The sequence below is a fragment of the Clostridium sp. genome (assembly GCF_016650095.1).
Taxonomy (GTDB): domain Bacteria; phylum Bacillota; class Clostridia; order Clostridiales; family Clostridiaceae; genus Clostridium_AD.
The window spans coordinates 1-14,511 of sequence record NZ_JAENWL010000048.1; the positions used below are offsets into that span (position 1 = coordinate 1).

Sequence of the window (14,511 nt, forward strand, 5' to 3'; positions counted from 1 at the left end):
CAGATATACAATCAGATATACAATCAGAACAATACTGTGTTTGTTAATATCTTGTAGATATAAAATAGTATGGTTTATGGTTAATAAATAAATCAGGAGGACAATATGAATAAGAGTATTATAATAGTGGAACCAGGTAAGGTTGAAATCGTTGAACAAAAAATGCCTGTGCCAATAAAGGGAGAAGCATTACTTAAAATTTTATATGGTGGTATTTGTGGATCAGACCTAGGTACCTATAGAGGAACTTTTGCGTATGTGTCTTATCCAAGAATTCCTGGACATGAGTTTTCTGCTGAAATCATCCAGATAGAAGATAATGATAGAGGACTAGAAAAAGGTATGATAGTTGCAGCAAATCCTTACTTTAATTGCAAAAGCTGCTACTCATGCAAGCGTGGTCTAGTTAATTGTTGTACAACAAACCAAACTATGGGGGTACAAAGAGAAGGAGCATTTGCTCAATATATAACTTTGCCAATTGATCGTATATATGAAGGTAAAGGGATTCCAGCAAAGACACTTGCTCTAATTGAACCATTTTGCATAGCTTATCATGGTGTAAAGAGAGCTAATGTAAAAAAAGGGGACAAGGTGTTAGTAATCGGTGCAGGAACAATTGGAGTGCTTGCAATGTATGCTGCAAAGATTTTTGGAGCAGAAGTTTATGTAAGTGATGTAGCACAAGGCAAACTCGATTATGCATCTGAGCTTGGAGCAGATGGTGTAATTTTAAATAGTAGTTTAGAAGCTTTTGAAGCAAGGGTTAATGAAATTACAAATGGTGATGGGTTCGACGTAACTATCGAAGCTGTTGGATTACCTTCAACATTCCAAAGATGTATAGATGCAGCAACATTTGGCGGAAGAGTAGTACTAATTGGAGTAGGTAAAACAAATCTTGATTTTAACTTTACTATAATTCAAAAGAAAGAGCTTAATATATATGGTTCACGTAACGCTGTAAAAGAGGATTTTGAGCAATTGATAGAAATTGTAAGCAAAGGTGAAATTGATTTAGAAAAAATTGTTACCAATACTTATAGTGCTTATGAAGCAGGAAAAGCATTTGAAGATTTTAGCAAAGATGCTGGAAGTATGTTGAAAGTTTTATTAAGGTTTTAAATTTGTGCAATGCACATTTAAATATAAAAGGGGGCATAAAAAATGAAAAAAACTAAGAGTATTATGGCACTTGCATTAACAACAATAATGGGTGTTTCTTTATTATCAGGATGCGCTGCTAAAAGTACAACTGATGTAAAAGATTCAGCTAAAGAGGTGAAGCCTGTAGTTATACAAATTGGTTATGGAAATAACCCTGGAGAACCACTTGACCTTGCTGTTAATGAATGGAAGAAACTTATAGAAGAGAAGAGTGAAGGAAGTATGAAGGTGGAACTATTTCCTTCAAGTCAATTAGGATCAAAAAATGATATTATAGACCAGATGATGGCGGGTTCAGCAGTTATAACTCTTGCTGATGGCGCATTCTATGCAGATCGTGGTGTTCCAGATATGGGTATAACATTTGGACCATACCTATTTGATACTTGGGAAGAGTGCTGGACGCTTACTAAGAGCGACTGGTGGAAAGAGCAAGCAGGTAAACTAGAAGGAAAAGGATTAAAGCTTTTAACTTCTAACTGGGTTTATGGAGACAGACAGACACTTACAATTAAGCCGGTTAGAACAGTAGCAGACCTTAAAGGGATGAAGATTCGTGTTCCAAACAACACAATTCAAGTTAAGGGATTCGAAGTCATGGGTGCAACTCCAACTCCAATGGCACTCGGTGATGTTTATACTGCATTGCAACAAGGTACAATAGATGGTCTTGAGAACCCACTACCTGTACTTTACAATGGTAAGTTCCAGGAAGTAGCTAAATATCTTACATTAGATGCACATATTAAAAACTTTACTACTTGGGTTACTGGTACAAAGTTCTTTGATTCTCTAACTGCTGATCAACAAAAGATATTAATGGAAACTGGTGACGAAGCGGGACTATACAATAATACAGCTCAAGAGAAGGCTTCTAAGGAAACACTTGAAAAGTTCAAAACTGAAGGTGTTGAAATAATTGAAATTGATTCAGCAGAATTTAAAAAAGCTGCAATGGAATTCTACTCATTACCAGAAGTGAATTCTAAATGGACACCTGGATTATACGATACAGTTAAGGCTGCAATGAAATAAATCATTAATAATCCAGAGACATTTGTCTCTGGATTATTAACAAAAGGGAGTTAAAAAATGAAATTAAAAAATAAGACATTAAATGCACTATTGAATTTAGATTTGATAATAGCAGTAATATCATTAATTGTACTCATAATTATAACTTTTTTAGGCGTTATCATGAGATATTTTGCAAATAACCCATTTATTTGGCAACAAGAAGTTCAACTTTGGTGTTTTGTATGGATAGTATTCTTTGGTTCTAGTGCAGCTTTTCGTAGTGGAAGCCATGTAGCTATAGATTTAGTGGTGGATCTTTTACCAGATTCTTTGAAAAAGGTAGTAGATATACTAGGATATTTTGTAATGATGGGTGTGCTTATTTATTTAACTATTCATGGTTCAAATCTTGTAATTCAATTAGCCAGCACTAATAGACTTACAAATATTTTACGGGTACCATTTTCAATAATTTATTCTGCCTTTCCTATTGGGTGTGTATTAATGATGATAAATTATACCCTAGTGACAGGAATATCAATATTTTCGAAAAAAAATAAAGTGAAAGGCGGTGCTTTATAATGGTTATAAATGTTGTTGCATTAGCTGCAATTGTAATGCTAATACTTTTATTTTTAAAGGTCCCAGTTTTTGCATCTGTTCTTTCAGGAGCATTTGTTTATTTTGCTATGACTCCAAATGTTCCAACGCAAATATTTGCTCAACGTGTTATCTCGGGAGTTGAAAGTATACCGCTACTTGCTGTTCCATTTTTCGTATGTGCCGGCGTATTTATGAATACTTCTGGTGTTACGAAGAGAGTAATGAATTTTGCAGAAATTTTAACTGGGCGTATGTGGGGAGGACTTGCTCAGGTTAATATACTTTTATCCACACTTATGGGTGGACTTTCAGGTTCAAACCTTGCTGATGCTGCAATGCAATCAAAGATGCTCGTACCTGAAATGGAAAAGAAAGGATTTTCAACGGAATTCTCTTCTGTGGTTACAGCTACATCTGCTATGATAACCCCACTTATTCCTCCTGGAATAGCAATGATTATATATGGATCTATCGCTAATGTATCAATTGGTAAATTATTTATGGCTGGTATTGGACCAGGTCTATTATTGTGTGTTTCAATGATGATACTTGTAAGTGTTATTTCTAAAAAGCGTAACTACAAAGTTACTCGTGAAAAATCAATAACGGTAAAAGAATTTATGGTTGCATTAAGGGGAGCCATATTACCTCTTTGCTTACCTGTAATAATAATCGGTGGTATCAGACTTGGAATATTTACACCAACTGAAGCTGGTTCTGTTGCTATTGTATATTCATTGATGCTTGGTGTACTTTACCGTGAAATGAAATTTTCGGATGTTATCAATGGATTAAAGGAAACTGTAACTACAACTGCAGCTATAATGCTTATAGTAGGTGCTGCCTCTGCATTTGCATGGATACTTACAAAAGAACGTATTCCTCAGCAAATAACGGAAATGATAGTTGCAAACATTTCTAACAAGTATATATTCCTTATGATTGTTAATGTATTTTTACTAGTAGTTGGTATGTTCATAGAAGGAAATGCAGCTATGATAGTGCTAGTGCCATTACTGGCACCTGTAGCTGCTACGTTTGGTATAAATGAAATACAGTTTGCAATGATATTTATATTCAACATGGCAGTGGGTGCTCTTTCACCACCAATGGGTACACTTATGTTTGTAACTTGCGCAATAACTAAATGCAAAATTAAAGATTTTATTAAAGAAGCAGTACCCTTCTATGTATTACTTGCTATATGCTTAATGCTATTGACATTTGTTCCTATATTCTCAGTAGGTATTGTTGATTTACTATATAAATAACACTGAAAGGTAAGAATTCAACAAACACTACATCAAAAGTGGATTCCTAGGAATCTACTTTTGTATTTAGAAAAGAAATCTTTCGACTCTATAAAGAATTATACTTATACGGTATTAAGAAATAATATTGTTGCTCTTTCTGCTTGTGAGGAAAAATTTACTTAGCTCATTCCATATATATCAATCGGAGCTGTGGCTGTTATTTAGCAACCACGTTTTTAGTTACAATTACATCGCTACCTAGCCCGATTACGTTTGAAATTACCACTTGACCTGCCGAAACAGGTGCCTTCAAATGTGCTTTTTTAATAATTTCCATTACAACGAAAATTTTGTCTTTGGGAATAGATTTTGAAAGTCGAACACTGACCAGGGGTAGAACTCCTCCTTCGAGTAGGATGGATGAAGCGATATTTCGATGAGGGTCGGTCAGCTCCTGATTGATATATTCATGACCACGATTGCAGGTCGCGCCTTCCACCGAAATGATTTTTTTATCTTCAACTTCCACTGTAATATCACATCCGTTTGGGCAGATGATACAGGTATATTTCCTTAGCATTTTACGCATACCTCCAAATTTTTATCTGATTGTAGTAGTTTATGGTCTATTTGTATTTTAATCATCTCAGCCGGAATCATTTTTTTAAACTCAATCAATTTTATAACTAAGCCAGCTTGCGTAATTTCAATTTTGCAGTTTCGAAGTGGCTTTTTCACACGCATAGAAAGGTTAAAATCTTTTGTTCCACTCACGTACTGAGGAACGGTGTAACTTATCTCGTTACTGGTAGTAATTTCGATGCCACATATAACCGGAGCGTTATCCTGTGCATACATGGCAACCGCATCCGCAAGGTTTTCAGCCTCAAGCGATACAAAATCTACAAGATCGTGCACGTGTAGTACATTGCCTGCAGCGAAAACGCCATCTACACTTGTCTGGTAATTTTCATCGACGATAGCGCCCTTTGTGCGTACGTCAAGCTTGACTCCAATCGAAAGTGAAAGTTCATTTTCGGGGATAAGACCTACAGAAAGAATTAGAGTGTCACAAGGATACTCCTTTTCGGTTCCAGGTATGGGCATCAAGGACTCATCAACCTCAGAAATAGTGACACCCGTTAGCCTAGAGCTGCCGTGAATATTGGTAACTGTGTGACTTAGGTAGAGCGGGATGTTATAGTCGTTTAGACACTGTTCAATGTTGCGTGGCAGACCACTGGGGTAGGGTAAGATTTCAAACATTGCGTTTACATTAGCTCCCTCCAATGTCATGCGACGAGCCATAATCATTCCAATGTCACCTGAACCAAGGATAATAACATTTTTGCCAACCATGGTGTTATGAAGGTTCATGTATGATTGAGCCACGCCAGCGGTATACACGCCTGCCATACGTTCACCTGGAATACCAAGTGCACCACGCGTACGCTCGCGGCAACCCATAGTTAGGATAACCGCTTTGGCCTTCCAGGTCATAAGGCCACTTTGGGAAGCAGCTGTAATTTTTTTATCCTTTGTTATTGAGAGAACTGTAGTACTCGTAACATACTGAATGCCTAAATTTTCAACCTCATCGATGAACCTCTGTGCATATTCTGGACCGCTTAGAGTCACCTTGAAGTGTGTAAGGCCAAAACCGTCATGGATACACTGGCGTAGAATTCCACCGAGTGTATTTTCTCGTTCGATAATTAAAATATCATGAATGCCTTTTTTATAAAGTTCTACAGCTGCAGCAAGACCCGCAGGTCCGCCCCCAATAATGATTACATCTTTGTTAATAATATTCATTCTCTCACTCTCCCTGTAAACATATTGGAATCGTTTCGCGCGTATAGTACGTCGGTTACTTTCTTGCCAAGTTCCTCTTGGATAATTTGAGCAATACGCATTTGGCAGTATCCGCCCTGACACCGACCCATCATCGAACGGGTGCGGTATTTTATTCCAATCATGGTGTCAACCCCTAGGGAATTGTGTACCGCTTGCAAAATTTCAGCTTTGGTAATTGTCTCACAACGGCAGATAACTTCGCCGTAGTCAGCGTTTTCTGCAATTAAGCAAGCTTTTTTCTCGTCGCTCTGTTTGGAAAAGCGGAGGATTCCTTTGCGGTTTGGGTTAAAGTTTTTGTTAGGGATTAATGTTTCACGTTCCGCTAGCAGTCTGACCGCACGTCGCGCAATCGGTAGAGCAGAGGTAAGCCCTGGTGATTCAATTCCAACAAGATTTATGGTGTGTGGTGCTTCATTGCGTGCTTCTATTACAAAATCATCCACCAAGCCGTTTCTATCGAGCCACTTGGGCTGTATACCAGAATAGTTTCGAATATAATCGGCCTTATGGATGTGAGGCCATAGCAACGAGGCACTTTCTGCAAGGTAATCCATATTTTTTTGTGGTACACCGTAATATGTAAAATCGTCTACATAATCTGCATTAGGGCCTACAATTACGTTGCCATCTACTGTTGGAGTTACATGGACTCCCATATATGTAGTGCTGGGAACAGGGTATACTGGCATAGGAAGAAGAGGTCCTATATTTTTATCTAAAATGATATAGTCACCTTTGGATCCACCGATGCGGTAACCAAAAATTCCCATCATATTAGAGATTTTGACGCAGCCCATTCCGGCGCTGTTTACAATCCAACGGGTATTAAAATCACCTTGAGTTGTCTTAATGGTGTATGTATCATTTGATTCACGGCTAATATCTATTACTTCGTGATTAAAGTGAAAATCAACTCCGTTCATTTTGGCGTTTTCTGCCAATGCTATTGTGTACTGGAAAGGATCTACGATACCACTGCTTGGGGAAAACATTGCAAATTCGCCAATTACCGCTGGTACCAGCTTGTGAAGGCGTTCTTTGTCAATCATTTCAAGGCCGATGCTACCATTAATTTTGCCGGTCGCAATTGTACTTTGCAGGCTTTCATAGTCTGCTTGTGTATTTCCGACAAGAACTTTTCCTGTGCGTTTAAAGGGCACGTCCAGTTCTCTAGCTATCTTGTCAAATTCCAGATTTGACTCCACACAGCACTCTGCTTTGAGGGTTCCAATACTATAGGCAAAACCACCGTGTATCACGGCTGAATTTCTTCCACTTGTTTCATAGCAAACGTCACGGTTCTTTTCCAAAACCCCAATTTTAAGATCGTTTTTTGACATCTCTCGAGCGACTGCACTTCCAACCACGCCTGCACCGATAATTAGTATGTCGTATATTTGTTTCATATACTCTACCCCCTTAAAGTCATCCAATGACTTTATAAAATTATAACATCATTATTTGGCAGTAACAATAGAAATATTGATAAACTGTGCATTTAGTACTAGCATTCTAAAGAATACAAGCTGATACTATGCTAAATCATCCTATGATTTAGGGGATAACAATACCCACGTATCCTGATAAATATAGGATGCATGGGTTAGTGTTTTTACAGGCCTTTTCTTTCTATAAAACGGTTTTGATTATAAAGCAAGTGGAACAGCATGGCCTGCTGTGCTTCTGCTGCACGATGTTCACTCACTGATTTGAATATTTCACGGTGTGATTTCACGGTTTGGTCAAACTCCTGCTCCACCACCATGGACGAAAATACTGTTATGCCTTCGCAAATAACAGGAATCAGGTTAGACATTACAATATTCCGGCTACAAGTGGCAAGCTGAGAATGAAAGTCCATATCCTTTTGAGTGAAATCCTGACGTTTGGAAATTAGTAATTCCACCTCATCGCACAAGGACCCTAGGATTGCGATATCTTGAGGCGTTGCGTTTTGTGCCGCGAGAGCTGCAATCTGTGGCTCTATGATGTAACGGATTTGCATTAAATCCTCTACAAGTTTCCGCCGGTCCTCCATAAAAGAAAGTCCAAGTGGGTCGTCCGCAACGCCTTTTTTCTGAGATAAAAAAGTACCTGCGCCATGACGTATATCTAAAATGTTGCGTGAAGCAAGTGCACGCAACGCTTCACGTATTGTATTACGGCTTACGCCGAGTTGCTCAGAAAGTTCGTATTCATTTGGCAACTTTTCCCCTGCAACGTATCCGCGCTCACGAATTAGGCGCACTAGTTCGATGGCAACTCTATAGCCAAGTGTTCTATTTTCCATTTGCTACATTGACCTCCTTACCATTACACTACATTACTATCTTTTTTAATAATATAAAGGTGGATTTTATTTCAAGTATATAATATAACATTATTATTTTCAATCTATGAGACAAATTTCTAAGCATAATCTATATAATTTTTTACAGTGAAATTAAAGCAGCAATTGAACTTGCTGTTAATAATTCTCAGGATGTTTGTAAAGTAGTTATTAAATTTGATTAATATTAAGGAAGATACGATGGATAAGTTGTAATCACTTTGGAAAAGACTTAAAAAATATTCAGATAGATTCAATAAAATAAAGTAAAGTTCTTAATTGGTCATGAAGTTTTAGAATTATTGACAGAAGAATTTATAGAACATATAATTAAATTACCGTTATTACTGTCATAAATAATTATGAGAGTAGTAGCGGAATTAACTTTTTGAAAGATGTTTTTTATTTATTTGATGCCACTTTAATATGGCAGAATGGAGGAATTTAATGAAAGCTTTATTTATAGGTGGAACTGGAACTATCAGTACTGCAATATCTAAACTTGCAGTAAAAAATGGATGGCAATTGTATTTGCTAAACCGTGGGAATAAAAATGGCAGAGTGCCAGTAGGTGCAAAGGTCTTAACAGCTGATATTAACAATGAAGAAGAAGTTTCAGGGTTAATAAAAGATATGGTATTTGATGTAGTTGTGGATTTTATTGCTTTCGATGCACCACAAATTCAGCGAGATATAAGACTTTTTAGTAATAGGACAAAACAATTTATTTTTATTAGTTCTGCCTCAGCATATCAGAAGCCATTATCACACTACAAGATTACAGAGAGCACGCCACTTTCTAATCCATATTGGCAGTATTCTAGGGATAAAATAGCCTGCGAAGAACTATTAATGTCAGAATATAGAAATAACAACTTTCCTATTACGATAATACGTCCAAGCCATACCTATGGAGAAACAAACGTGCCAGTGGCAATTCATGGTGAAAAAGGTAGTTGGCAGGTTATTAATCGTATGATAAAAGGAAAGCCTGTAATAATTCCTGGAGATGGGAGTTCACTTTGGACAGTGACACATAATTCTGATTTCGCAAAGGCGTTCGTTGGAATTATGGGAAATCAAGCGGCAATAGGAGAAGCTATTCATATTACTTCTGATGAAGCTATAACCTGGGACAAAATATATGATAGTATCGGTGCAGCTCTTAATGTTAAAGTTAAAAAGTTTCATGTAGCTACAGACTTTTTAGTAAAGTGTCAAGCTGATATAGAAGGTGGATTAGTTGGTGATAAAGCTAATACTGTGGTTTTTGACAATAGTAAAATTAAAAGGCTTGTTCCAGGATATGTTGCTACGACAAGGTTTGATCAAGGTGTTAGACAATCTATTGAATATATATTATCTCATACGGAATTACAAATTGAAGATGAAGAGTTTGATATTTTTTGCGATAATATAATTAAAGCACAACTGAAAGCAATAGCATATTACAATAGCCTTTAAAAAGGCTATTCTAATAATTTTAATAGCTTGATAATTAGTAGCAAAATTATAAAGCTTTAATTAAGGGAGATTTTATTTATATGGAAAAGCAATCATTTTACTCGCAATTAGACAAAGACAACAGGTACATTATAAATTGTTGCTTTTTTGTTTTTGCTGTTAATGGACTATATTCTATGATTCTAGGCTCGCTTTTACCAATAATTAGTGATGAATATGGGCTAAATAATACAATGAGTGGGGCATTACTCTCTGCACATCAAGCAGGAAACTTGATATCAGGTTTTATTGCAGGAGTGTTGCCGCTATATTTAGGACGGAAAAAGGCAATAATGTTTTTATGCAGTTTTGTTATTATGGGATTTTTAATTATGATTTTAACAGGCAATCCAGTTTTATTGATTTTAGGATTTTTATTTACAGGATTAAGTAGAGGAAGCATCTCTAATTTTAATAATACTGTTGTAAATGAGCTATCGAGCAGTAGTCCAGCAGCCCTCAATATTTTACATAGTATTTTTGCAGTAGGGGCTTTATCCGCTCCATTTTTAGTTATTCTCTGTACAAAGGTAGGTGGAGAAATTGGCTGGAAAATAGCTGCTGGAGTTATTATTACGCTTGCAATTATATCTATTTTTCTTTTTTCAAGAATGAAAATAGATAATACCGCGAAAAAGAAAGAGAAAGTAGTGATATCCTATGAATTTATGAAAAACAGATACTTTTGGGTTTGTGCTGGAATTTTGTTCTTTTATTTGTGCGCAGAAGCGACTATTAATGGATGGATGGTTAAATATTTTATAGATTCGGGAATTATGACGATTAAATATGCGCAAATGCTCGCTTCGTTATTATGGGTAGTTATGCTTGCTGGTAGACTAACTTGTGCCTTTTTTGGTCATAAAATATCTAAGAAAAAATTGCTTATTACAACAAGTATCGGAACTGTTGCATTTTACTTGCTATTACTTTCATCGCGAAATTTAACTATTATTACCATAGCTATAACGGGGTTAGGGTTCTCAATGGCAGGAATTTATCCTACGACAATTTCTACGCTTGGTAACACTATTAAGTCTTACCCAATGTCAATGGGAGTATTGCTTGTTATAGGAGGTATTGGTGCTACCATAATGCCAATTATAACCGGTGCATTATCTGATGCTTTTGGAATCTTGGCTGGCATGAGTGCTATTGTATTTGCTATTATTTTGATGACAGTTTTCGTGGTTTTAAGTGTCCTAAGCAAGAACGATATTGCATAGACACGTGGCTATATTAAAAATGTCGAAAATTCCACTATTGCATTATAAAAAACTTTAGTTTATAATGGATACAAGTCATTGTTAACGTGAACAATGAAATTTATCAAGGAAGGGTGAAGTTTATGAAAAAATTTATGAATGAAAACTTTTTATTATCTAACAATACTGCGATAAATCTATATAACAATTATGCAAAAGATATGCCTATTATTGATTATCACTGTCATTTAAATCCAAAAGAAATCTTTGAAAACAAAACATTTAAAAATATAACTGAGGCTTGGTTATATGGAGATCATTATAAATGGAGAGCTATGAGAAGTAATGGAATAGATGAAAAATACATTACTGGGAATGCTAGCGATTATGAAAAATTTATAGCTTTCGCAAAAACAATGCCGATGGCTATAGGTAATCCTCTTTATCATTGGACGCACTTAGAACTTCAAAGATATTTTGGAATATATGAGGTTCTTAATGAGAAAACTGCTCCAGATATCTGGGAAAAAGTAAACGCACAGTTAAATGGAATAGGTTTTGGAGCAAGAGATTTGATTGTTAAATCTAATGTTAAAGCTTTATGTACTACAGACGATCCAATAGATTCATTAGAATATCATTTAAAACTTAAAGAAGATACTAATTTTAGTGTAAAGGTTTTACCAGCATTTAGACCAGACAAAGGGCTTTTGATAAATAAAGAGACCTTTATTCCATGGACTAAAAAGCTTGCAGAAGTATCTAAAATTAATATTAAAAGCTACGATGAATTTCTAAAAGCCTTAGAATCAAGAGTGAGATTTTTTAACGAAGTTGGATGCATAATATCAGACCATGGTTTAGATAGCTTAACATATATTGAAGCTTCAAAAGGAGAAGTATCTAGTATATTTGAAAAGGTATTAAAAGGAGAGACTGCAACCACCTGTGAAGAAAGTAAATATAGGACATATACATTACAGTTCCTAGGAAAATTATACTCAGAATTTGGATGGACAATGCAACTTCATCTTGCGGCACAAAGAAACAATAATACGAAAATGCTTAAACAATTAGGGCCAGATACTGGATTTGATTCTATTAATGATGAAGAAGTAGCTTATCCACTATCAAGATTATTAGATTCATTAGAAACCAATAATTCTCTTCCTAAAACTATTTTGTATACTTTAAATCCAAAAGATAATTATGTTCTTAGTACTATGCTTGGAAACTTCCAGGGTTCTGAAGTGCCAGGAAAAGTGCAGTTTGGAGCAGCTTGGTGGTTCTTAGACAATAAGGACGGCATGATAGAACAAATGAAAGTGCTTGCTAATACTGGATTATTAAGCCGTTTCGTAGGAATGCTAACTGATTCGAGAAGTTTCTTATCTTATACAAGGCATGAATACTTTAGAAGAATATTATGTAATCTAATTGGAGAATGGGTTGAAAATGGTGAAATACCTGAGGATATGGAGCTTCTAGGAAGTATTGTTCAAGGTATATGCTACAACAACGCAAAAGGATATTTTGGCATTGATTGTTAACGTATATTTACTAGTGGCATAGGGGTGTTAAAATGGAAGTTACAATTAAAGATATAGCAAAAATTGCAAATGTGTCACATACTACTGTTTCAAGAGCGCTAAATGATAGCCCGTTTATAAATGTAGAGACAAAGGCTAAAATAATGGCAATAGCAACGGAACTTAACTATGTACCAAATTATAGCGCTAAAAGTCTGGTATTAAATAGATCGTATAATATAGGGCTTATTTTTACGACGATAAGTGAAGTAACTGCATCAAGTTTCTTTCATGAAACCGTAAGTGGTGTAAATAGTGGCATAAAAGAATGTTATAATCTAGTAGTTAGAGGGATTGATGATTATAAAAATTTTACATTCATTAATAAGAGAAGCTTTGATGGCATAATACTTATGAGTCAAAGTAATAGTGATAATCCGTTTATATACTATTTACTGGAAAAAAAGATACCGTTGGTTGTATTAAATAGAGATATAGATGTTAATTCTATAATTAACATATTATCCTCAGACAAAAAAGGGGCATATGAAGCTGTAACATATCTGATACGAAATGGGCATAAAGATATAGCTATAATAGAAGGTGCAAAGGGTTTTAATTCTACTATAGAGAGAAAAAATGGATTTTTAAATGCGTTAATCGAAAATAATCTGAAAATTAGTAGCGAATATATGGTTTCAGGAGATTATACTATTGAAAGTGGATATAGTGCCATGAAAAAACTACTTAGGCAGAGAACGATTCCAACAGCGGTATTTTGCTCTAATGATGAAATGGCAGTGGGAGCAATGAAAGCTACATTTGAAGCGGGACTCAACGTCCCTTCTGATATTTCCATTATGGGCTTTGATGGTAGTAAGCTCGGAGCATTTTTAACACCGGCACTAACTACTGTAAGAAGACCTATAATTGAAGTAAGTAAAAAAGGTGCAGAAAAGCTTTTACATATTATAGAAAACAATGGTACTACTTTAAGAAATGATGGAACCGAAGGAGAAAAGATATATATTGATACAGAGCTTATTGAAAGAGACTCAGTAGCAAGCTTAATATAATTTAGCCACTGAATTGTAAAATAAGCTTAATAATAATTGTTCGCGTTAACAATAAATTAAATGCCTAAAATTCATATAATTAAGTGTTTTAAGGTAAAATAAACGGGTAGATAATTTAATTAGTATATCAAGTGTGTATAATTGCAATATGCCACAGTAAGGATTAAATATAATATTATTAGGAGGAAAAATTTATGAAGATGACGTTAAGATGGTTTGGAAGCAAACATGATTCAGTTACACTTAAGCAAATAAGACAAATACCGGGTGTTACAGGTGTTATTACAACACTTTATGATATGCCTGCAGGAGAAGTATGGCCACTTGAGAAAATTTTGAAAATAAAAGAAGAAGTTGAAGCAAGTGGACTAAAAATTGAAGGAATAGAAAGTGTAAACATTCACGATTCTATTAAAATAGGATCACCTGAAAGAGAACAATATATCATTAACTATATAGAAACATTAGAAAACTTAGGTAAAGCAGGAATTGATATGGTTTGTTATAACTTTATGCCTGTATTTGATTGGACTCGCTCTGACCTTGCTAAGAAAAGAGAAGATGGTTCTACAGTTTTATCATATGATCAAGAAATAATAAATAAAATTGATCCAGAAAAAATGTTTGAACAAATTGATAAAAATAGTAATGGATTTGTAATGCCAGGTTGGGAACCTGAAAGAATGGAATATGTAAAAGAATTATTTGAAAAATACAAAGATGTAAATGAAGAGAAATTATTTGATAATCTTGTATATTTTTTAAATAAGATTCGTCCAGTATGTGAAAAATACAATATAATGATGGCAATTCACCCGGATGACCCTGCATGGCCTGTATTTGATTTGCCTAGGATAATAAATAATAAAGAGAACATTTTAAAACTCCTAAAAACGGTAGATGCAAAATTCAATGGTCTTACACTGTGCACAGGTTCACTCGGTTCAAACCCTAATAATGATATCTGTGATA

At 35.2% G+C, this 14,511-nt stretch carries 13 protein-coding genes; 9 read left to right on the plus strand and 4 right to left on the minus strand.

The window, feature by feature from the left end; translation table 11 throughout:
- Positions 1-105 precede the first annotated feature (105 nt).
- Genes JJE11_RS04805 through JJE11_RS04820 form a run of 4 tightly spaced genes read left to right on the plus strand, consistent with a single transcriptional unit; the run spans position 106 to position 4,058 of the window.
- Positions 106-1,125 (plus strand): zinc-binding alcohol dehydrogenase family protein, encoded by a 1,020-nt coding sequence (locus tag JJE11_RS04805; protein WP_291633173.1) that lies wholly within the window; start codon positions 106-108, stop codon positions 1,123-1,125.
- A gap of 42 nt (positions 1,126-1,167) precedes the next feature.
- Positions 1,168-2,202, plus strand: a complete 1,035-nt coding sequence (locus JJE11_RS04810) for a C4-dicarboxylate TRAP transporter substrate-binding protein (RefSeq protein WP_291633175.1) — start codon at positions 1,168-1,170, stop codon at positions 2,200-2,202.
- Positions 2,203-2,259: 57 nt separating this feature from the next.
- Positions 2,260-2,766 carry a TRAP transporter small permease gene (locus tag JJE11_RS04815; RefSeq protein WP_291633177.1) on the plus strand — a complete coding sequence of 169 codons (507 nt, stop codon included), beginning with the start codon at positions 2,260-2,262 and terminating at the stop codon, positions 2,764-2,766.
- The gene (locus JJE11_RS04820) at positions 2,766-4,058 is read left to right on the plus strand and encodes a TRAP transporter large permease (RefSeq protein WP_291633180.1); all 1,293 of its coding nucleotides are present in this window, start codon (positions 2,766-2,768) and stop codon (positions 4,056-4,058) included. The genes JJE11_RS04815 and JJE11_RS04820 overlap by 1 nt, the downstream gene beginning before the upstream one ends.
- A gap of 199 nt (positions 4,059-4,257) precedes the next feature.
- Here the strand turns inward: JJE11_RS04820 and JJE11_RS04825 are convergent, their stop codons facing one another.
- The 4 genes from JJE11_RS04825 to JJE11_RS04840 all read right to left on the minus strand — a co-directional run bounded on the left by JJE11_RS04825 (position 4,258) and on the right by JJE11_RS04840 (position 8,187).
- Positions 4,258-4,569 (minus strand): DUF1667 domain-containing protein, encoded by a 312-nt coding sequence (locus tag JJE11_RS04825; protein ID WP_366927905.1) that lies wholly within the window; start codon positions 4,567-4,569, stop codon positions 4,258-4,260.
- Between the two features lie 44 nt (positions 4,570-4,613).
- Positions 4,614-5,855, minus strand: a complete 1,242-nt coding sequence (locus tag JJE11_RS04830; RefSeq protein WP_366927906.1) for an FAD-dependent oxidoreductase — start codon at positions 5,853-5,855, stop codon at positions 4,614-4,616.
- Positions 5,852-7,303: an NAD(P)/FAD-dependent oxidoreductase gene (locus JJE11_RS04835; RefSeq protein WP_291633183.1), complete on the minus strand. Its 1,452-nt coding sequence runs from the start codon at positions 7,301-7,303 to the stop codon at positions 5,852-5,854. The genes JJE11_RS04830 and JJE11_RS04835 overlap by 4 nt, the downstream gene beginning before the upstream one ends.
- A 206-nt stretch (positions 7,304-7,509) precedes the next feature.
- Entirely contained in the window at positions 7,510-8,187 is a 678-nt protein-coding gene (locus JJE11_RS04840) for a FadR/GntR family transcriptional regulator (protein ID WP_291633185.1), read from the minus strand.
- 486 nt (positions 8,188-8,673) lie between these two features.
- Between JJE11_RS04840 and JJE11_RS04845 the strand changes: the two genes are divergently transcribed.
- The 5 genes from JJE11_RS04845 to JJE11_RS04865 all read left to right on the plus strand — a co-directional run.
- Positions 8,674-9,690 (plus strand): SDR family oxidoreductase, encoded by a 1,017-nt coding sequence (locus JJE11_RS04845; RefSeq protein WP_291633187.1) that lies wholly within the window; start codon positions 8,674-8,676, stop codon positions 9,688-9,690.
- An 80-nt stretch (positions 9,691-9,770) separates the two neighbouring features.
- Positions 9,771-10,955 (plus strand): sugar MFS transporter, encoded by a 1,185-nt coding sequence (locus JJE11_RS04850; protein WP_291633189.1) that lies wholly within the window; start codon positions 9,771-9,773, stop codon positions 10,953-10,955.
- Positions 10,956-11,077: 122 nt separating this feature from the next.
- On the plus strand, positions 11,078-12,484 hold the full coding sequence (uxaC, locus tag JJE11_RS04855; RefSeq protein ID WP_291633190.1) for a glucuronate isomerase: 1,407 nt from the start codon (positions 11,078-11,080) through the stop codon (positions 12,482-12,484).
- 32 nt (positions 12,485-12,516) lie between these two features.
- Entirely contained in the window at positions 12,517-13,539 is a 1,023-nt protein-coding gene (locus tag JJE11_RS04860) for a LacI family DNA-binding transcriptional regulator (protein ID WP_291633191.1), read from the plus strand.
- A 194-nt stretch (positions 13,540-13,733) separates the two neighbouring features.
- The coding region (locus JJE11_RS04865; RefSeq protein ID WP_291633192.1) for a mannonate dehydratase at positions 13,734-14,511 on the plus strand (778 nt) is incomplete at its 3' end.